The sequence below is a fragment of the Massilia agilis genome (assembly GCF_024756255.1).
GTDB lineage: Bacteria > Pseudomonadota > Gammaproteobacteria > Burkholderiales > Burkholderiaceae_D > Telluria > Telluria agilis.
This window is the reverse complement of record NZ_JANUHB010000004.1, coordinates 157311-175257: the sequence shown is the minus strand read 5'-3', so window position 1 is coordinate 175257 and position 17947 is coordinate 157311. Positions and strand designations below refer to the sequence as shown.

Below are 17947 nucleotides of genomic sequence, written 5' to 3'. Positions count from 1 at the left end.
GTCATGAAAATTGCGGCGGTCCTGCTGTCAGCGCTGCTGGCCGGCTGTGCCAGCGCGCCGCCCCCTGCCCTGCCGCCCGGCTCTTCGCTGTTTGACGACGGCGCGTTCGGCGCGTCGTCCGAACCGGTGGATACCAGCGCGCTGTTCGCGCTCAGCCCCGAAATGCGGGCCTACCTGCACAGCCCCGGCTTCTCGATCCGGGTGCGCGAGAAAGGCGCGGTGGCCGGGCTGCTCGATGCGCTCTACGACAAGGGCGAACTGAAGCTCGAATACGAATCGAGCACCACCCGCACCGCCGCGCAAACCTTCGCCGCCAAGTCCGGCAACTGCCTGTCGCTGGTGATCATGACGGCCGCGTTTGCGTATCAGCTGGGCATGAAAGTGCAATTCCAGAGCGTGGACGTGGACGAGACCTGGAGCCGCACCTCCGGCCTGTACCTGGTCAGCTCGCACGTGAACCTGTCGCTGAGCACGCGCAACAAGGAAGGGCTGCGCATCGGGGATCTCGACCATCCGGTCACGGTGGACTTTTTGCCGCCGCCGGAAGCGGCGCGCTTTCGCACCCGCGCGCTGGAAGAGGACGACATCGTCACGCTCTACATGAACAACCGCGCGGCCGAAGCGCTGGTGCAGAACCGCATCGACGACGCCTACTGGTGGGCGCGCACGGCGGTGGCGCGGCCGAACGCGCCGGTGATGGCGTTTAACACGCTGGGTGTGGTGTATCAGAAGCGCGGCGACGGCGAGCACGCCGAACGCGTGTTTCGCGCCGCGCTAGAGCGTGAACCAGACAACCTGGTCGTGATGCAGAATCTGGTGCCGGTGCTGGCCGCGAACGGCAAGCCGGCCGAATCGGCCGCACTGGCGGCGCGCCTGGCCAAGCTGGACCCGGACCCGCCGTTCCGCTTTTTTGACGAGGGCATGAAGGCGTTCAACCGCGGCGACTACGCGGCGGCCAAACGGCTGTTCGAGCGCGAGGTCGAGCGCGCGCCCTACAACGACGAGTTCCACTTCTGGCTGGCGCTGGCCTGCCTGCGCCTGGGGGAACCGGCACGCGCGCGCGAGCAGCTGTCGATCGCGATCGACACCACCACCCGGCGCGAAACGCGCGCGCTGTACTCGGCCAAGCTGGCGCACCTGCGCAGCCTGGTGCCGCAGGCGCCGGCGCGCTAACGCGTCAGCGGCGGCGCGGGTAGCGCTGCTGGGGCGTGGCGGAACGCGTTTCGATATGGCGGAACACGATCCTGCCCTTGTTCAGGTCGTAAGGGGACAGTTCCAGGGTCACCTTGTCACCGGCGAGAATGCGGATGTGGTTCTTCTTCATCTTGCCGGAAGTGTAGGCAACCAGTTTGTGGCCGTTGTCGAGGTCAACGCGAAAGCGCATTTCCGGCAGAATTTCGGTCACCATACCGCTCATTTCGATCAGTTCTTCCTTTGCCATGCGTAGGTCCTTTAAAAATAAAATGAATAGCAACGCCGACGCAAGGATGCACGACGCCTGTGTGCCGCGCTGCTCGAGGCGCGCGAACGGGAATGCGGGGTGAAGATGTAAGAGTGGCAGCATTGCGCTCGCCACCGGGTGAATGAGGAAGGGCTTGGAAAAGCCGGCCTTTCATCGGGCTTTGCTTCAGTGTATCACGTACCTCGATATCGCGTCCGGAAGCGGGTCTCTTGCGGCGCAGGGCAGCAGGTGCTACCTTGGTGACACCATCGCCAACTCGCGCAAACACTCATCATGTCGACCACGACCCTCAAACTTCCCGATGAAGTCAAGCAACGAGCAGTCAAGGCAGCCCAGGAACTAGGTGTCAGTCCACATGCGTTCATGGTCGACGCCATCCGTCAAGCAGCCGATGCAGTAGAACTACGCACGCAATTTGTTGCTCAGGCACTGGCGGCACGCAATGAGATGCGCCAGAGCGGACACGGGCATGACGCGGACGAGGTACGCACGTATCTGCGCACACGCATCGGCGACAAACAGACGCCCAGGCCTAGCACCAAGACATGGCGGAAATAAGCTATTCCAGCCAGGCCCTTGCCGACCTTGAGCACATCAGCGACTTTTTAGCAGGGCAAGGTGTCAGCGTACAACTCGAAGCGCTCGACCTGATTGATGATGCGGTAAGTGTACTCGCTCGCCACCCCTTGATCGGCCGACCGGCCGAGTCCGGGCTCAGGGAGCTCGTCATCTCACAGGGCAGAACCGGCTATGTCGCACTCTACAGCTATGAAGCCAACGACGATGCCGTTCTTATACTCGCGATACGGCACCAGCGCGAAGCCGGATTCTTCCATACTGATGCAAGGCCTCGGAATCCGTGAGCTCTAAATGCTGGGCGAAACTGTCACCTCCCCAGTCAGCTGGGTAACTTGCACTCGCGCTTGAACTCGCCGCCGTCAACACCCCAGATTAATCACACTCACTTCTTGGCCTGAATCGCGAACTCCAGCAGAGCGACAATTCTGTCCATTTTTAGCGTCATTTGGGCCGCGCCTATCGATTGGAAATAAAAGGCCAACAGCAAAGGAGCGAAAAAACTTGCCCACGAGGTCGAACCCGGTACCTTCAGCAAATTTGACACCAACAGGACGAGGCCGGCGAGTGCTGGGAATATTCCGACTTTATCGATGGCCCCGCCCAGCATTCCTGAACGGCGTTCGTATCCGTTGCGCGCTTGTCGGTACTGGACAAGCACGTATTGCATTGCCTCTTTCGAACACTTGCTCAGTTCGCTAACGAACGCCAGGTCATGTTGTGCTGACAAGCGTACAAGGTCCATGAACTGTCCGTACGGTGATCTTATTGTCTGAAACAGAAACGGCGCGCTACTGACAATGCCCACTACGGACATGACGATGACGAGCAGCTGCGAGAGTATGCCGAGGACAAGCGTCGTGTCTGTCAGTGGCCTCGAGTCAAAATACACCGCGAGCGCAGCCGTGAAAACCATCACCATGGACGCATGGACGGCGTGCGCCAAAAAGCGCCGTTCAAGCGATGCCAGCCGCTGCTCCCAAGGGCTCAACGGGAACATTGGTCGCTTCGCGGTCGTTGCCTTCGTGATTATTGCAATCACTTGCTGGATAGCCTCGTCCGAGGGGATCGCGGAATCCTCAGTTGCACTGAACTTGTCGAGTCTTGTCATGTTGCCTTCGCTTGCAAGTTATGTAGAAGCCATTAATCGACAAATCGGATTTGCGATAACAGCGTTAAGTTCTGCCCGCCTGATCAATTCAGCGCCAGCCATGCTTCCAGCTTGCGCTCATAGCTCATGCTTGCATGGGCGGGTGAGGACGAGGGCAGCACTACGGTGCGAAAGCCCGCCTGCGCGAACTGCGGCGCGAATTTGCCCGATGCCTGGCCGTTGAAGCCGATCGTCTCCAGCTGGGGGCAACGCTCGCGCAGCAGTGCAAAGTCGTTGGCCCGCGCATTGCGGATGCTGGCGTCCAGGCTGCCCTTGCGTTCGCACGCGCCCAGCACGTCCCACAGGCCGATCCGATGGGCGAGCAGACGCGGCAACCTTTCGGCATAAGGCAATGCGGCCAGGTCTTCCCCGGTCACGGCGGAGATGAGGCGCCAGAACTGGTTGCGCGGGTGCGCGTAATACTGGCCGGCGGCGAGCGATGCGGCGCCCGGAAAGCTGCCGAGCACGATCACGCGGATCGCCGGCGAAATGACGGGCGCAAGGCCCGCAAGCGAGGTGTTTGAACTGTCTGGAGTGGAAGCCATGGCAGCGATTCTAGCCGGTGTAGAATTCCCGCATAAAACCGAACACGAGGGGACGACCATGGAACAGGCCGCACAACCGCGCACCATCGACGCGCTGCTCGCGCAATATGCCGAGAGCCACCGCAACCCGACCAACGAGCTGATCCACATCGTGTGCGTGCCGGTGATCGTGTTCACGCTGCTGGGCATGCTGTGGGCGATCAACCCGCTGGTGGCGCTGATCGTGGCCGAGGGCTCGCTGTGGTACTACGCCAAGCTGTCGCGCCGGTTCGCGGCGGGCATGTTCGTGATGACCACGCTGATGCTCGGCCTGCTCCTTTTCATGCCGCCGATGACCGTGCTGCCGATGTCGGTGGCGCTGTTCGTGCTGGCCTGGGTCGGCCAGTTCATCGGCCACAAGATCGAGGGCAAGAAGCCGTCGTTCTTCGACGACCTGCGGTTTTTGCTGATCGGGCCGCTGTTCGTGCTCGGCTTTTTGTACCGCCGGCTGAACCTGGCTTATTGAGCGCGTTACATACAGATACCTTTTGCCGCTGGCAGTACGCCAAAGCGACGCGTAAGCTGTCTTCGACCGGACCTCGTTCCGACCGGAGGCTGCCATGAAACTTGTCCCCGTCCTTGTGCTTGCCAGCGTGCTGGCCGGCTGCGCCACGCCGCCGCAATCGTCCAGCGTGTACAACTACTACCAGACGCAGAACGAACAGTTCGTGCGTACCGGCACGGTCGAATCGATCCGCAACGTCAGCATCGTCAATCCCGAGCGGGGCGTGGGCACCGTGGGCGGCGCCGCGCTCGGCGGGCTGGCCGGCTCCAACATCGGTGGCGGCAAGGGCGAGGCGGCCGGGGCGATCGTCGGTGCGCTGGCCGGCGGCTTGCTCGGCCAGCGGATCGAGCAGTCGGCCAACACCAAGCCCGGCATCGAGATCACGGTGCGCCTGGACACGGGCGAACTGGTGGCGATCACGCAAACAGCCGACGAGCAGTTCCGGCCGGGCGAGCGTGTGCGCCTGCTGAGCAACGGGACGACGACCCGCGTGTCGCACTGAGCGCGGCGGCTGCGAGCCGGTGCGGCGCCGCGTGGCGCCGCGTATCACGCGTGGGCACACGGTGCCCACCTACGGGCTTGAGTGTCGGCCGGGATCACTTGTGCTGTACGCACCCGCTGCCCCGTCCCGCCGTCGAGGCGGCCAGCCATATTCATGCCAACAAGAAACTGCGAAAGCACGTATACTTTCGCGATGCCTTCTTCCGCGCTCTTTGCCATCGCCTCCATCATCTGGGGCTCCACTTTCTGGGCCATCACCCTTGAACTGGGTGAAGTGCCGCCGGCCATCTCGGTGGTCTATCGCTTTGGACTGGCGTCGAGCGCGCTGTTCGCAACCTGCCTGCTGCGCGGCGGCAAACTGATGCTGCCTTGGCGCGCGCAAAAGTGGATGATGTTGCAGGGCCTGCTGACCTTCTGCGTATCCTACGTCTGCACCTACAACGCAGAGCAGCACGTGGTCTCGGCGCTGGTGGCCGTGCTGTTTGCGCTGATGGTGTTCTGGACGCCGGTGTGCGCGCGCATTGGCCTGGGTACCCCGCTGTCGCCACGCACCTTCACCGCGGGCATAGCTGCGATCGCCGGTGTGACCATGTTGTTCTGGCAGTCGATCGGCGAAGCGCTGCACGAACTGACGCACGGCGGCACCGGCGGCTTTTTGCTGGGCGCGGCGCTGGCGGTGGTGGCCTCCATTGCCAGCTCCGCCGGCAGCGTGGTGGTGACCAAGGTGCGCGAGCAGTCGTCCAACCTGATGCTGACGATGGGCTGGTCGATGCTGTGGGGGACGATATTCGTGGCCCTCTGGTGCGTCGCCACCGGCCAGCCGTTCGTGCTGCCCGCCAAGCCGAGCTACTACGCGGGCCTGATCTACCTGTCGCTGTTCGGCTCGGTGATCGCGTTCTTCGCCTACTTCACCCTCATCAACCGGATCGGCTCGCAAAAGGCCGTGTACACCACCGTGATTTCGCCGGTGATTTCGGTGCTGCTGTCGATCCGCCTCGAACATTTCCGTCCCGGCCTCATCGAGTGGCTGGGCATCGCCGTGTGCCTGGGCAGCGTGGCCTGGGCCTTGCGCGCGCCGGCCGCCAAGCCGGTATCCATCCGTTTAGACAACGCAATCGAAACCACACCATGACCACGAACAAGTTTTCCATCCGCCCGGCCACCCCTTCCGACGTCGCCCACATTTACTCGATGATCCTCGAGCTGGCCGTGTTCGAAAAGCTCGAGCACCTGGTGGTGGCCACCGAGGCGCTGCTGCACGAGGGCCTGTTCGGCGCCAACCCGTCGTGCGAGGCGATCGTCGGCGAGGAGAACGGCCAGGTGGTGACCTTCGCCCTGTTCTTCCATAATTTCTCGACCTTCCTGACCAAGAAGGGCCTGTACCTGGAGGATCTGTACGTGCGCGAATCGCACCGCGGCAAGGGCTACGGCACGGCCATGCTCAAGCACCTGGCGCAGATTGCGGTGGAACGCCATTGCGGCCGCTTCGAGTGGTCGGTGCTGGACTGGAACGAGCCGGCGATTAATTTTTACAAGGCGATGGGCGCGGCGATCCTGCCGGATTGGCGCATCTGCCGGGTGACGGGCGAGTCGCTGACCGCGCTGGCTGCCGCCTGAGGGCTGCGCAGTCGCGCGTTGAACGCGTGGGCAGGATCTGCCCACCCTACCCGTCCGCGGATGCGGGCAAAAGAAAAGCCCACGGCGCTGTTGCTGCCGTGGGCGAACCCATTTTTTAGATGGGGAGGGGAGACTGGAATCAACAACAAGTTGTACTTTAACTGTTGGGGTCAAGCCATTCCGCTCTCTTTACATCTGGTTACCGCTTTCGCCACTACCCTTGGTTCAATAATTACTCAGCTGGAAAACTGTGGTTTGAGCGCGGTCAACTGGACAGCGCCCGTGTGGCGCGATTGAGTTAACACAAGAACAATAGCCGGCGGTAACCGAAAATGGTGGCTTCTCCACGAGGGCGACCACCATGAAATCAACCGTCAAAGCGATCACCTCACGGCTATACAAGGCATGGCAGAAAGCGGTGCTGCGTGCCCGCCTCGACAGCTACACGCGCCACCTGCAGGCCATCGCGGCCCAGCGCGAGAATGACTTCCACGCCGAGCGCATGCTGCACCGTGCGGTTTCCGCCACACGGGCCAAACTGCAATCGCTTTGATCGACGCCTGTTGCGGCGCGCCCGCGTGTCATCCACGGTTCCTTGATGCTCAGCAGGCGCCCGCCGGTACCGGCACCTGCGCCGGCCGCAGCACGCCCGCGTTGACCACCGCCTGGCACGGGTTAAAGCCGATGCCGTAGGCCAGGTCGGCCGGGCGCGCAATCTTCCACAAGGCAAAGTCGGCGCGCTTGCCGACTTCGAGCGTGCCGGCCTCGTTTTGCATGCCGAGCGCGCGCGCTGCGTGGACGGTGCAGCCGGCCAGCGCTTCCTGCGGTGTCAGGCGCCACAGGGTGCATGCCATGTTCATGGCCAGCAGGAGCGAGGTCATCGGCGAGGTGCCCGGGTTGCAGTCGGTCGCCAGCGCAATCGGCACGCCGGCCGCGCGCAGCGCGTCTACCGGCGGCACCACTGTCTCGCGCAAGAAGTAAAAGGCCCCCGGCAGCAGCACCGCCACCGTCCCCGCGTCCGCCATCGCGCGCACGCCCTCGGGCGACAGATGCTCCAGGTGGTCGGCCGACAGGCCGCCGTAGCGCGCGACCAGCTGCGCGCCCTGCTGGTCCGACAACTGCTCCGCGTGCAGCTTCACCGGCAGGCCCAGCTTGCGGGCGGTCTCGAACAGGCGCTGCGTCTGGTCGTGCGAAAAGCCGATCCGTTCGCAGAAGGCGTCCACCGCGTCCACCAGCCCCTGCCCCGCCAGCTCGGGCAGCATGTGCTCGCACAGGTGGCCGATGTAGTCGTCCGCACGGCCGGCGAACTCGGGCGGCAGCGCGTGCGCGCCCAAGAAGGTGGTGACCACCCGCACCGGCAGCAGTTCGCCGATGCGGCGCGCGGCCTGCAGCATCGCCCGTTCGCTTTCCAAAGTCAGCCCATAGCCCGACTTGATCTCGATGGTGGTCACGCCCTCGGCCAGCAAGCTGGCCACCCGCGGCAGGCTGGCGCGCACCAGCTCGTCCCTGCTCGCCGCGCGTGTGGCGCGCACCGTGGACATGATGCCGCCGCCGCGCCGCGCGATCTCCTCGTAGCCTGCCCCGTTCAGGCGCGCCTCGAACTCGTCGCTGCGGTTGCCGGCGTAAACAATATGGGTGTGGCAATCGATCAGGCCGGGCGTCATCCATGCGCCGCCGCAATCGTGCACCGTGCGCGCTTCGCCCGGCACTTGGCCGCGTGGTCCCAGCCAGGCGATGCGCCCGCCCGCCACCGCGATGGCGGCATCAACCAGCTCGCCGTAGCCATCGGTCATGGTGGCCAGGCGCACGTTGGTGAACAGCGCGTCCCAGCGCGCGCGCGGCGGTTCACTCATAGAAGATGTCAACGATGAAGATCTCGGCCTGCACTGCCTCCAGCGTCCACAGGGCGTCGCCGTCGAAGACCAGCGCGTCGAAACGCACCATGCCGATGCGCTCGGCGTCGCTTGCGACCGTCAGGCTGTCGCCCTGCGCCAGGAACAGCACGGTGATATCGCCGCGCGGCGCAAAAGTCGAGGTGCCGGCCAGCGCGCGCCGGCCGAACTCGTGGTGGCAGCGCTCGCGGCGCGTCATCACGTTGAAGTCGGTGGTGGCGCCGCGATTGAGTTTGGCGTCGACGCGGGGCTCGCCCGGGAAGGCCGCCAGCGGATCGTCCTCGCACACCAGCACGCGCTCGCCGTCCTCGAAGTCGAGCGTCACGCCATGGCCCTCCACCAGCACCAGCGTGCGGTCCACGCCCGGGAACTGCGAGAACGGCCCGTCCGCGGCAATCGTGGCCAGGCTCACGCGCCATTCGAACTCGTCGAAGCCAGCGTCAGGCGGGGCGATGGCGATCTCGGTGGTGCTGCCGCCGCCATTTTTCCACGGGACCGGTGACAGCCCTGCAAAAGGAATCAGAGTGCTCATGGGCGCACCTCGCGCAGTTGGTGGATGGCGTGGCGGTAGCGCTCGGCGATCGCGTCCTGCGCGATGTGGCGAGCGCCCTGCACGACCCAGTGGCCGCCGGCCAGCACGTCGCGCACCAGGTTGTCGTTGCCGCAGAAGATGAAGCGCCCGAGCACGTCCTCGTCGGCCACGCCTTCCAGGTTGGGATGCGCACCATCGAGCACCAGCAGGTCGGCACGCCGCCCCGCCTCGAGCGCGCCAACGCGCCGCCCGGCTGCCTGGGCGCCGCCGCGCAGCGCCTCCTGCCACAGGTATTGGCCGACGTCGGGCCGTTCGCGCGTGGCAGCGACATTGCGGCGCTGGCGCAACAGGCGCTGGCCATACTCCAGCCAGCGCAGCTCCTCGACCGGGCTTTGCGACACATGGCTGTCGCTGCCGATGCCGAACTGCCCGCCCGCCTCGATGTAGGAGGCCAGCGGGAACAGACCGTCGCCCAGGTTCGCTTCGGTCGTCGGGCACAGGCCGGCCACCGCGCCGCTTGCGACCAGCGCCTCGACCTCCTCGTCCACCAGGTGGGTGGCATGCACCAGGCACCAGCGCTCGTCCACGCCGACGCGCTCCATCAGGTATTCGACCGGGCGCTTGCCGCAGGCAGCAAGGCACTGCTCGACCTCGGCCTGCTGCTCGGCGATGTGGATGTGCAGCGGGCGGTCGTGCGGCAGCGACGCGGCGAGCTCGCGCACCTGCGCCGCGCCGGCCGCGCGCAGCGAGTGCGGCGCCGCGCCCACCTCGAACTGCCCGCCGCGCAGGTGCTCGAGGCTTTCGGCGATCCGCAGCACCAGTTCGACGTCGCTGCGAAAGCGCTGCTGTTCCAGCCGCAGCGGCTGCTCGCCAAAGCCGGCATGGCTGTAGAGCACGGGCAGCAGGGTCATGCCGATGCCGGCCTGCTGGGCCCCGGTGGCGATCCGTTCGGCCATCTCGGCCGCTCGCGCGTAGGTGGCGCCGTTGGGGTCACGGTGCAGGTAGTGGAACTCGCACACGGACGTATAGCCGTGGCGCAGGCATTCCACGTACAGCTGTGCCGCAATGGCTTCCAGCTGCGCGGGCGAGATGCGGCCCGCAAACCGGTACATCAGCTCGCGCCAGGTCCAGAAGCTGTCCGGGCCGTCGCCAAGCTTTTCGGTCAGGCCGCCCATCGCGCGCTGGAACGCGTGCGAGTGCAGGTTGACCATGCCCGGCACCACGTAGTCGGCGCGCGCCACGCCGATCTTGGGTGAGGCCCCGGCTTGCACGCGCACCAGGTCGCCCTTGCTGTCCCATTCGACCAGCACGTCGCGCCGCCAGCCCTCGGGCAGCAGCGCATGGCGCGCGAACAGGGCCATCATGTGCGCACCCATTCGAGCGCGGCGCCGACCATCTGGGCCAGCAGCGGCTGGACCCCGGCGGCGGCTTCTGGCCGCCAGGCGAACGGCGCCGCCTCGTCCATGTACAGGCACTGGCACATCTCGAGCTGGATCGCGTGCACGTTCTCGTGCGGCCGGCCGTAGTGGCGCGTGATGTAGCCGCCCTTGAAGCGGCCGTTGACCGCAATCGAGAACTTGCCGTGCGCGCGCGCCACGTCCACCACCGCTTGCTCCAGCCCCGGGTCGCACGACTTGCCTTCGGCGGTGCCGAAGTTCAGGTCCGGCAGGCGGCCCTCGAAAAAGCGCGGCACGGTGGACGCGATCGAATGCGCGTCCCACAGCAGCACGCGGCCGTGCAGCGCCAGCAGGCGGTCCAGTTCGGCGCGCAGCTGGTCATGGTAGGGACGCCAGTGGCGTGCCAAGCGCCGCTCGACTTCAGCGGTGCCGGGCTCCTTGCCGGGCAGGTACAGGCTCTCGCGGCCGAAGGTATCGACCGGGCACAGGCCGGTGGTGTCCATGCCGGGATACAGGTTGGTATCCTCGGGCGGGCGGTTCAGGTCGATGACATAGCGCGACCAGCGCGCCGACAGCACCGAGATGCCCAGCGCCTCGGCAAAGTCGTACAGCCGCGTGAGGTGCCAGTCGGTGTCTGCCAGCGCGCGGGCGCACGGCGCCAGCGCATGCGCGACCTCGTCCGGGATGTCGGTGCCCACGTGCGGCATCGACAACAACATCGGAACAGTGCCTGCCTTGAACCTGAACTCCATGGACGACTCCTGTTGTTAGCTGGGTTGCGATCAAGCGTGCAGCGCCGCGAACAGCTCCTTGCACGATGCCGACAGTTCGCCGTCGACCACCATGCGGCGCGCGGCCTCGATGTCCGGCGCGAAGAAGCGGTCCTCGTCGAAGCGCGGCACCCGCTGGCGCAGGCGCGCGTGCACGTCTTCGAGATAGGCGGAGCTGGCGAGCGGCCGGTGGAAGTCGATCCCCTGCGCCGCCGCCAGCAGCTCGATCCCGACGATGACCGCCGTATTGTGCGCCATTTGGCCCAGCCGGCGCGCCGCGAAGGTGGCCATGCTGACGTGGTCCTCCTGGTTGGCCGAGGTGGGCAGGCTGTCCACGCTGGCCGGATGTGCCAGCGACTTGTTCTCCGACGCCAGCGCCGCCGCGGTCACGTGCGCGATCATGAAGCCCGAATTGACGCCCGGCTCGCGCACCAGGAACGGCGGCAGGCCGGACAAGGTGGCGTCGATCAGCAGCGCAATGCGGCGCTCGGCCAGCGCGCCGATCTCGGCAATGGCCAGCGCCAGCGTGTCGGCCGCAAACGCGACCGGCTCGGCGTGGAAGTTCCCGCCCGAGATGACTTCGCCCCGGTCCGGCGCCCCGGCGTCGGCAAACACCAGCGGGTTGTCGGTGACGGCATTGGCCTCGATCAGCAGCGTGCGGCCAGCGTTGGCGATGATGTCCATCACGGCGCCCATCACCTGCGGTTGGCAGCGCAGGCTGTACGGGTCCTGCACGCGCTCGTCGCCGACCAGGTGCGAGGCGCGGATCGCGCTGCCGGCCACCAGCTGGCGGTAGATGGCGGCCGCGGCGATCTGGCCCGGCTGGCCGCGCACGGCGTGCACGCGCGGGTCGAACGGCGCGTCGCTGCCGCGCGCGGCGTCCAGCGACAGCGCGCCCGACACCATGCCGGCTTCCAGCAGTCGCTCGGCCATGAACAGGCCGTCGAGCGCGAGCGCGGTCGAGACCTGGGTGCCGTTGATGAGCGCCAGGCCTTCCTTCGGCCCCAGCTCGACCGGTTCGATGCCGGCGCGCTCCAGTGCCTCGCTTGCGTCAAGCAGGCGGCCGTCCACGCGCACCTGCCCGACGCCGAGCATGGCCAGCGTCATGTGCGCGAGCGGCGCCAGGTCGCCCGACGCGCCCACCGATCCTTGCGACGGAATGGCCGGCATGATGCCGGCGTTGTAGAGCGCGACCAGCGTATCGACGATCACGCGCCGCACGCCGGAGTAGCCGCGCGCCAGGCTGCCGATCTTGGTGAGAAGGATGAGGCGCACCACTGCGTCGGGCAGCAGCTCGCCTGTGCCTACGGCGTGCGACAGGATCAGGTTGCGCTGCAACTGCGCCAGCTGGTCGTGCTCGATGTGCTTTTTGGCGAGCAGGCCAAAGCCGGTGTTGATGCCGTACGCCGGGTCGCCCTTGGCAACGATGGCCTGGACCGCGGCGGCGGAGGCGTCGATGGCAGCCCAGGCGCCAGGTTCGAGCGCGAGCGTGCCGTGCGCGCCCCACGCGGCGCGCAGGTCGTTGAGGGTGAGTGCGCCGGGGCGCAGGACGAGGCTGGATTCGGATCGTTTCATGGATGCCTTACTTGATCATCGGGAGGTTCAGGCCGGCGCGTCGGGCGCAGGCCACCGCGCTGTCGTAACCGGCGTCGGCATGGCGCATCACGCCCGAAGCCGGGTCGTTGAACAGCACGCGCGACAGGCGCCGTGCCGCGGCCTCGGTGCCGTCGGCCACGATCACCACGCCCGCGTGTTGCGAGTAGCCCATGCCCACGCCGCCGCCGTGGTGCAGCGACACCCAGGTTGCGCCGCCGGCCGTGTTGAGCAGGGCGTTGAGCAGCGGCCAGTCGGACACCGCGTCGGTCCCGTCGCGCATCGCCTCGGTCTCGCGGTTGGGGCTGGCCACGGAGCCGGTGTCGAGGTGGTCGCGGCCGATCACGATGGGCGCCTTGAGCTCGCCGTTCTTCACCATCTCGTTGAACGCCAGGCCCGCCAGGTGGCGCTCGCCCAGCCCGAGCCAGCAGATGCGCGCCGGCAGGCCCTGGAAGGCGATGCGCTCGCGCGCCATGTCGAGCCAGCGGTGCACGTGGCGGTGCTGCGGGAACAGCTCCTTGATCTTGGCGTCGGTCTTGTAGATGTCCTCCGGGTCGCCGGACAGCGCCACCCAGCGGAACGGCCCGCGCCCTTCGCAGAACTGCGGGCGGATGTAGGCCGGCACGAAGCCCGGGAAGTCGAACGCCTCCTTGACGCCCTCGTCGAACGCGACCTGGCGGATGTTGTTGCCGTAGTCAACCGCGCGCGCGCCCATCTGCTTGAAGTCGAGGATGGCGCGCACGTGCTCGGCGCAGGACTGCGCCGCCGCCTTGGTCAGGCGGGCGTGTTGCGCCGGGTCCTGCTGGGCCGCGCGCCACTCTCCGATCGTCCAGCCGCGCGGCAGGTAGCCGTGAACCAGGTCGTGCGCCGAGGTCTGGTCGGTGACGAGGTCGGGCACCAGGCCGCCGGCGCGCGCACGGCGCACCAGTTCCGGCAGCACCTCGGCCGCATTGCCGAGCAGGCCGATCGAGACCGCCTCGCGCCGCGCCGTGTGCTCGGCCACCAGCGCCAGCGCCTCGTCGATGCTGGCGGCTTGCTTGTCCAGGTAGCGGGTGCGCAGGCGGAAATCGATGCGGGTCTGGTCGCACTCGACCACCAGCGACACCGCGCCCGCGAACGTGGCCGCCAGCGGCTGCGCGCCGCCCATGCCGCCCAGGCCAGCGGTCAGGATCCAGCGCCCCGCCATGTCGCCGCCAAAGTGCTGGCGCCCGGCCTCGGCAAAGGTCTCGTAGGTGCCCTGCACGATGCCCTGGGTGCCGATGTAGATCCAGCTGCCGGCGGTCATCTGGCCGAACATGAACAGGCCCTTGCGGTCCAGTTCGTTGAAGTGCTCCCAGGTGGCCCACTTGGGCACCAGGTTGGAGTTGGCCAGCAGCACGCGCGGGGCGTCGGGATGGGTGCGGAACACGCCCACCGGCTTGCCGGACTGGACCAGCAGGGTCTGGTCGTCCTCGAGCTCGCGCAGGGACGCCAGGATCTGGTCGAAGCACTCCCAGTTGCGCGCGGCGCGGCCGATGCCGCCATAGACCACCAGGCGCTGCGGATCTTCCGCGACCTCGGCATCGAGATTGTTTTGCAGCATGCGGTACGCTGCTTCGGTGAGCCAGCTCTTGCAGCTAAGCTCGCTGCCGCGGGGGGCGCGGACGACCCGGCTGGGGTCGAAGCGCGGGTCGGCGCCGGATTGGTGCGATTCTGCGGTCATGGCAACTCCCTTCGAAAGGAAACGGCGCGCGAACCCGATCGCGCGCCTTGCGATGCTCAGAGTCTAAGTTGTCTATACAACATTGTCAAACCGGCCGGACCCGGCGTGGCGCCCGAATCAACGGCCGTCTTGCTGCAGCACGGGGCGGCCGGCCACCCAGGTCTGCAGTACCCGGGTCTGGTAGATATCGTACGGCGACATCTTGAACAGGTCACGGTCGATCACGATGAAGTCCGCGTATTTACCAGGTTCCAGCGAGCCTACGTTGTTTTCCTGGTGGCCGGCGTATGCTGCGTCAAGCGTGAAGCAGCGGAACGCTTCCTTGAGCGACATTTCCTGCTCGGGATACCAGCCGGCAATCGGCTGGCCCTGGTGGTCCTGCCGGGTCACCGCCGCGTGGATGCCGTAGAACGGGTTGGGCGACTCGACCGGGAAGTCGGAACCGCAGGCGATGCGCGAACCCTGCTGCAGGAAGGTGCGCCAGGCATAGGCGCCCTTGATGCGCTCATGGCCCACGCGCTGCTCGGCCATGTTCTTGTCCGAGGTTGCGTGGGTCGGCTGCATCGACGGGATGATGCCGATCGATTTGAAGCGCGGCAGGTCGGCCAGCGCCACCACCTGGGCGTGCTCGATCCGGTGGCGCAGCGCGCCGGTCTTCGTGGCCGGGATCTCCTTGGCGAAGGTGTCGAGGATCTGGCGGTTCCCGGCGTCGCCGATCGCGTGCACGTTGACCTGGTAGCCCTTCTGCATCGCCTTCTTCATCATCGCGTCGATCTCGGCGTTCTTGTGGAACAGCAGGCCGTGCGAGGCCGGCTCGTCCGAATACGGCTGGATCAGCGCGGCGCCGCGGCTGCCCAGCGCGCCGTCGGCGTACAGCTTGACGGCGGCGAGCGCGTACATGTCGCCGGCATAGCTCTTGAGCGGGCCGTTCTTGGCCAGCTGGTCGAAGTCGGCGCCGGTGCCACCGATCATGGCGTAGATGCGCGCGGTCAGTTTGCCGTGGTCGGCGTAGTCGCGGTACAGGCGGTCTTCGGCCACGCCGATGCCGGCGTCGTGCGCGCTGGTCAGGCCCACCCGCGCCATTTCCCCGAGGGCGGCGTCGAGCTGGCGGCGTGCTTCTTCCTCACCCAGCCTGGGCACCACGCGATTGACCAGCTCCTGCGCCGCGTCCACCAGCACCCCGGTCGGGTTGCCCTCGGCGTCGCGCATGATCCTGCCGCCCACCGGGTCCGGCGTGGCCTTGGTGATGCCGGCGGCCGCCAGCGCGCGGCTGTTGGCCCAGCCGGCATGGCCGTCCACGCGCTGCAGCCAGGCCGGGCGGTCACTGACCACGGCATCGAGCTCGGCGGCCGTCGGGAAGCGCCCCAGCTTCCAGTTCTCCTGGTTCCAGCCGCGGCCATGCAGCCAGTCCCCCGCGCTGCGCGTGGCCGCGTACTGGCCGATGGCCTTGAGCGCATCGGCCAGCGAGGAGGTGGCGGACAGGTCGAGCTGGGTCAGCATGCCGCCCAGGCCGAACACGTGTCCGTGCGCGTCGATCAGGCCCGGCAGCACGGTCTGGCCATGCAGGTCCACGTGCTTTGCGCCCGGCGCCCGGGCCGCCACCTCGCTGGCAGCACCCACCGCGATGATGCGGCCCTTGTCGTCGAACGCCATCGATTCGAACTGCACCAGGTCGCCCTTGGTATTGAGGGTGTAGCCGTTGGCGCGGTCGATCACCGTATCGGCATGGGCCAGGCCGGCGAAGCCGACGGCGGCGAGCAAGGAACACTGCAGGGGAATCTGGCGCAGGCGCATGGGATGTTTTCTCCGTTCTTGTGATGGAGGACCCCATTCGGGATCCGGGGGCAAGAAGCAGAGTGTATAGAAAATTGCGGAATGGTCAAACCGCAGCGGATGGGGTCAGGCAGCGTCGTGGAAGATGATGCCCAGCGTGTGCCGGGTGCCGCTGCGCACGCGGCTCACGCCGTGCCGCATATTGACGCGGTAGGGCCCGCGCGTGCCGCCCACCGGCCGCTGGCTGACGGGGAAGATCACGGCATCGCCCTGCGCCAGCGGCACCACCTCGACGCGCGACTGCATGCGCGGGCGCTGCTCGGTCAGCACGAATTCGCCGCCGGTGAAATCGGCGCCGGGGCGCGACAGCAGCACCGCCACCTGCAGCGGGAAGACCAATTCGCCGTACAGGTCCTGGTGCAGGCAGTTGTAGTCGCCCGCGCCGTATTGCAGCAGCAGCGGCGTCGGGCGCGTCTGGCCGGCGGCATGGCAGCGCGCCAGGTATTCGGCATGGGTGGGCGGAAAGCGCCCGGTCTCGCCCAGCGCCCGCTGCCAGCCGTTGGCGATGCGCGCCAGCGGCTCGTAGAGCGCGCCGCGCAAGGCGGCCAGCCCTGGCGGCAGCGGATACGCAAAGTACTGGTACTCGCCGCGCCCGAATTGAAAGCGCTCCATCACCACCCGGCTGCGAAACAGTTCGGGCCGGGCATAGCTTTGCGCGTAGCCATCGCATTCGGCGGGCGACAGCAGGCCCGGGATGACGGCGCAGCCGAACCCGTCGAGCTCTTCGCGCACGCGCTCCCAGTCGTGCGCGATCATCGGCTGCCCTCGCGTTCGAGCAGCGCCTGCTTGCGCTCCACGCCCCAGCGGTAGCCGGACAGCGCGCCGTCGTTGCGCACCACGCGGTGACAGGGAACGGCCACCGCCAGCGCATTGGCGGCGCAGGCGCTGGCCACGGCGCGCGCGCCCTGCGGCATGCCCAGGCGCTGCGCCAGTTCGGCATAGCTCACGGTCTGCCCGGCCGGGATCTCGCGCAGGGCCTGCCACACGCGCTGCTGGAACGCGGTGCCGCGCACGTCCAGCGGCAGGTCCAGGCCGATGCCGGGCGCCTCGACAAAGCCGACCACCAGTGCCACCGTGCGCTCGAACTCGGCGTCGCCGCCCTGCAGCTCGGCGCGCGGGAAGCGGTCCTGCAGGTCGCGCACCAGGAGCTCGGGGTCGTCGCCGATCAGGATCGCGCAGATGCCCTTGGCGGTGGAAGCGACCAGGATCGCGCCGAGCGAGCAGCCGCCGACGGCGAACCGGATCGACTCGCCGCTGCCGCCGGCACGAAAGCGGGTGGGCGTCATGCCCAGCACCTCGTTCGAGGCCGCGTACAAGCGAGCGCTCGAATTGAAGCCGGCATCGTAGGCGGCGGTGGTCACGGTCGGCGCCTGCGCCAGCTCGTGCTTGAGGCGCTCGGCGCGGCGTGCGGCGGCATAGGCCTTGGGCGTGATTCCGGTGTGGGCCTTGAACACGCGGTGGAAGTGGAACCGGCTCATGCCGGCTTCCTGCGCCAGGCTGTCCAGGTCCGGCTGTTCCTCGGCTTGCTCGATCAGGCGGCAGGCGCGCGCGACCGCGGCGGCCTGACGCTCGGCCAGCGGCGGCTGGTCCGGGCGGCAGCGCAGGCAGGCGCGAAAGCCGGCGGCCGCCGCATCCGCGCAACTGTCGTGGAAAGCGACGTTCTCGCGGCGGGCCGGGCGCGACGGGCACGATGGCCGGCAGTACACGCCGGTGCTCCTGACCGAATAGACGAACAGGCCGTCGGCGGCGGCGTCGCGTGCGCGCACGGCGGCCCAGCGCTCATCATTGGTGTCAAATCGCTTGCTGCTTGGTGCTTGCATGGCACGCTCCTCT

General features: G+C 67.2%; 20 protein-coding genes. 8 read left to right on the top strand and 12 right to left on the bottom strand.

What is annotated here, in order from left to right:
- The first annotated feature begins 3 nt into the window (after positions 1-3).
- Positions 4-1173: a tetratricopeptide repeat protein gene (locus NX774_RS17355; protein ID WP_258823516.1), complete on the top strand. Its 1170-nt coding sequence runs from the start codon at positions 4-6 to the stop codon at positions 1171-1173.
- A gap of 4 nt (positions 1174-1177) precedes the next feature.
- Here NX774_RS17355 and infA read toward each other — a convergent pair whose 3' ends face one another.
- On the bottom strand, positions 1178-1441 hold the full coding sequence (gene infA / locus NX774_RS17350; protein ID WP_258823515.1) for a translation initiation factor IF-1: 264 nt from the start codon (positions 1439-1441) through the stop codon (positions 1178-1180).
- 294 nt (positions 1442-1735) lie between these two features.
- Between infA and NX774_RS17345 the strand changes: the two genes are divergently transcribed.
- Both NX774_RS17345 and NX774_RS17340 read left to right on the top strand, forming a co-directional pair.
- Positions 1736-2020, top strand: a complete 285-nt coding sequence (locus tag NX774_RS17345; RefSeq protein ID WP_258823514.1) for a CopG family ribbon-helix-helix protein — start codon at positions 1736-1738, stop codon at positions 2018-2020.
- Positions 2008-2325, top strand: a complete 318-nt coding sequence (locus tag NX774_RS17340; protein ID WP_258823513.1) for a type II toxin-antitoxin system RelE/ParE family toxin — start codon at positions 2008-2010, stop codon at positions 2323-2325. Before NX774_RS17345 ends, NX774_RS17340 begins: the two co-directional genes overlap by 13 nt.
- Before the next feature lie 98 nt (positions 2326-2423).
- Here the strand turns inward: NX774_RS17340 and NX774_RS17335 are convergent, their stop codons facing one another.
- Entirely contained in the window at positions 2424-3149 is a 726-nt protein-coding gene (locus NX774_RS17335; RefSeq protein WP_258823512.1) for a hypothetical protein, read from the bottom strand.
- Between the two features lie 83 nt (positions 3150-3232).
- Positions 3233-3733 carry a DNA-deoxyinosine glycosylase gene (locus NX774_RS17330; RefSeq protein WP_258823511.1) on the bottom strand — a complete coding sequence of 167 codons (501 nt, stop codon included), beginning with the start codon at positions 3731-3733 and terminating at the stop codon, positions 3233-3235.
- A 58-nt stretch (positions 3734-3791) separates the two neighbouring features.
- On the opposite strand from NX774_RS17330, the gene NX774_RS17325 reads away from it, so the two are divergent.
- The 5 genes from NX774_RS17325 to NX774_RS17300 all read left to right on the top strand — a co-directional run bounded on the left by NX774_RS17325 (position 3792) and on the right by NX774_RS17300 (position 6948).
- Positions 3792-4238, top strand: a complete 447-nt coding sequence (locus NX774_RS17325) for an Mpo1 family 2-hydroxy fatty acid dioxygenase (RefSeq protein WP_258823775.1) — start codon at positions 3792-3794, stop codon at positions 4236-4238.
- Positions 4239-4332: 94 nt separating this feature from the next.
- Complete coding sequence (locus tag NX774_RS23415; RefSeq protein ID WP_307731328.1) at positions 4333-4779, top strand: outer membrane lipoprotein; 447 nt, start codon at positions 4333-4335, stop codon at positions 4777-4779.
- A 192-nt stretch (positions 4780-4971) separates the two neighbouring features.
- Positions 4972-5910 carry a DMT family transporter gene (locus tag NX774_RS17310; protein WP_258823510.1) on the top strand — a complete coding sequence of 313 codons (939 nt, stop codon included), beginning with the start codon at positions 4972-4974 and terminating at the stop codon, positions 5908-5910.
- A complete protein-coding gene (locus NX774_RS17305) occupies positions 5907-6395 on the top strand; it encodes a GNAT family N-acetyltransferase (protein WP_258823509.1) in 489 nt (162 codons plus the stop codon). Before NX774_RS17310 ends, NX774_RS17305 begins: the two co-directional genes overlap by 4 nt.
- Positions 6396-6756: 361 nt before the next feature.
- Complete coding sequence (locus NX774_RS17300; RefSeq protein ID WP_258823508.1) at positions 6757-6948, top strand: hypothetical protein; 192 nt, start codon at positions 6757-6759, stop codon at positions 6946-6948.
- Positions 6949-6997: 49 nt separating this feature from the next.
- Here the strand turns inward: NX774_RS17300 and hutI are convergent, their stop codons facing one another.
- The 9 genes from hutI to ada form a co-directional block, all read right to left on the bottom strand.
- Positions 6998-8248, bottom strand: a complete 1251-nt coding sequence (gene hutI, locus NX774_RS17295) for an imidazolonepropionase (RefSeq protein ID WP_258823507.1) — start codon at positions 8246-8248, stop codon at positions 6998-7000.
- Entirely contained in the window at positions 8241-8819 is a 579-nt protein-coding gene (locus tag NX774_RS17290; RefSeq protein WP_258823506.1) for a HutD/Ves family protein, read from the bottom strand. The genes hutI and NX774_RS17290 overlap by 8 nt, the downstream gene beginning before the upstream one ends.
- Positions 8816-10183 carry a formimidoylglutamate deiminase gene (locus NX774_RS17285; RefSeq protein WP_258823505.1) on the bottom strand — a complete coding sequence of 456 codons (1368 nt, stop codon included), beginning with the start codon at positions 10181-10183 and terminating at the stop codon, positions 8816-8818. The genes NX774_RS17290 and NX774_RS17285 overlap by 4 nt, the downstream gene beginning before the upstream one ends.
- Positions 10180-10968, bottom strand: coding sequence for an N-formylglutamate deformylase (gene hutG / locus NX774_RS17280; protein WP_258823504.1), 789 nt, complete (start codon positions 10966-10968; stop codon positions 10180-10182). The genes NX774_RS17285 and hutG overlap by 4 nt, the downstream gene beginning before the upstream one ends.
- Positions 10969-10998: 30 nt before the next feature.
- Complete coding sequence (gene hutH / locus NX774_RS17275; RefSeq protein ID WP_258823503.1) at positions 10999-12561, bottom strand: histidine ammonia-lyase; 1563 nt, start codon at positions 12559-12561, stop codon at positions 10999-11001.
- A gap of 7 nt (positions 12562-12568) precedes the next feature.
- Positions 12569-14281, bottom strand: coding sequence for a urocanate hydratase (gene hutU / locus NX774_RS17270; protein ID WP_258823502.1), 1713 nt, complete (start codon positions 14279-14281; stop codon positions 12569-12571).
- Positions 14282-14398: 117 nt separating this feature from the next.
- Positions 14399-16075, bottom strand: coding sequence for an amidohydrolase (locus NX774_RS17265; protein ID WP_258823501.1), 1677 nt, complete (start codon positions 16073-16075; stop codon positions 14399-14401).
- A 105-nt stretch (positions 16076-16180) separates the two neighbouring features.
- Entirely contained in the window at positions 16181-16870 is a 690-nt protein-coding gene (locus tag NX774_RS17260) for a 2OG-Fe(II) oxygenase (RefSeq protein WP_258823500.1), read from the bottom strand.
- Positions 16867-17934, bottom strand: coding sequence for a bifunctional DNA-binding transcriptional regulator/O6-methylguanine-DNA methyltransferase Ada (ada, locus tag NX774_RS17255; RefSeq protein ID WP_258823499.1), 1068 nt, complete (start codon positions 17932-17934; stop codon positions 16867-16869). Before ada ends, NX774_RS17260 begins: the two co-directional genes overlap by 4 nt.
- Between the last annotated feature and the right edge of the window lie 13 nt (positions 17935-17947).

What these genes read in the sequence shown, in the direction of transcription:
- NX774_RS17285 (WP_258823505.1), bottom strand. Translation starts at nt 10,183, where the DNA reads ATGATGGCCCTGTTCGCGCGCCATGCGCTGCTGCCCGAGGGCTGGCGG.
- NX774_RS23415 (WP_307731328.1), top strand. Translation starts at nt 4,333, where the DNA reads ATGAAACTTGTCCCCGTCCTTGTGCTTGCCAGCGTGCTGGCCGGCTGC.
- NX774_RS17260 (WP_258823500.1), bottom strand. Translation starts at nt 16,870, where the DNA reads ATGATCGCGCACGACTGGGAGCGCGTGCGCGAAGAGCTCGACGGGTTC.
- NX774_RS17340 (WP_258823513.1), top strand. Translation starts at nt 2,008, where the DNA reads ATGGCGGAAATAAGCTATTCCAGCCAGGCCCTTGCCGACCTTGAGCAC.
- NX774_RS17305 (WP_258823509.1), top strand. Translation starts at nt 5,907, where the DNA reads ATGACCACGAACAAGTTTTCCATCCGCCCGGCCACCCCTTCCGACGTC.
- ada (WP_258823499.1), bottom strand. Translation starts at nt 17,934, where the DNA reads ATGCAAGCACCAAGCAGCAAGCGATTTGACACCAATGATGAGCGCTGG.
- NX774_RS17310 (WP_258823510.1), top strand. Translation starts at nt 4,972, where the DNA reads ATGCCTTCTTCCGCGCTCTTTGCCATCGCCTCCATCATCTGGGGCTCC.
- NX774_RS17335 (WP_258823512.1), bottom strand. Translation starts at nt 3,149, where the DNA reads ATGACAAGACTCGACAAGTTCAGTGCAACTGAGGATTCCGCGATCCCC.
- NX774_RS17265 (WP_258823501.1), bottom strand. Translation starts at nt 16,075, where the DNA reads ATGCGCCTGCGCCAGATTCCCCTGCAGTGTTCCTTGCTCGCCGCCGTC.
- infA (WP_258823515.1), bottom strand. Translation starts at nt 1,441, where the DNA reads ATGGCAAAGGAAGAACTGATCGAAATGAGCGGTATGGTGACCGAAATT.
- NX774_RS17345 (WP_258823514.1), top strand. Translation starts at nt 1,736, where the DNA reads ATGTCGACCACGACCCTCAAACTTCCCGATGAAGTCAAGCAACGAGCA.
- NX774_RS17290 (WP_258823506.1), bottom strand. Translation starts at nt 8,819, where the DNA reads ATGAGCACTCTGATTCCTTTTGCAGGGCTGTCACCGGTCCCGTGGAAA.
- hutU (WP_258823502.1), bottom strand. Translation starts at nt 14,281, where the DNA reads ATGACCGCAGAATCGCACCAATCCGGCGCCGACCCGCGCTTCGACCCC.
- NX774_RS17300 (WP_258823508.1), top strand. Translation starts at nt 6,757, where the DNA reads ATGAAATCAACCGTCAAAGCGATCACCTCACGGCTATACAAGGCATGG.
- NX774_RS17355 (WP_258823516.1), top strand. Translation starts at nt 4, where the DNA reads ATGAAAATTGCGGCGGTCCTGCTGTCAGCGCTGCTGGCCGGCTGTGCC.
- NX774_RS17325 (WP_258823775.1), top strand. Translation starts at nt 3,792, where the DNA reads ATGGAACAGGCCGCACAACCGCGCACCATCGACGCGCTGCTCGCGCAA.
- hutH (WP_258823503.1), bottom strand. Translation starts at nt 12,561, where the DNA reads ATGAAACGATCCGAATCCAGCCTCGTCCTGCGCCCCGGCGCACTCACC.
- hutI (WP_258823507.1), bottom strand. Translation starts at nt 8,248, where the DNA reads ATGAGTGAACCGCCGCGCGCGCGCTGGGACGCGCTGTTCACCAACGTG.
- hutG (WP_258823504.1), bottom strand. Translation starts at nt 10,968, where the DNA reads ATGGAGTTCAGGTTCAAGGCAGGCACTGTTCCGATGTTGTTGTCGATG.
- NX774_RS17330 (WP_258823511.1), bottom strand. Translation starts at nt 3,733, where the DNA reads ATGGCTTCCACTCCAGACAGTTCAAACACCTCGCTTGCGGGCCTTGCG.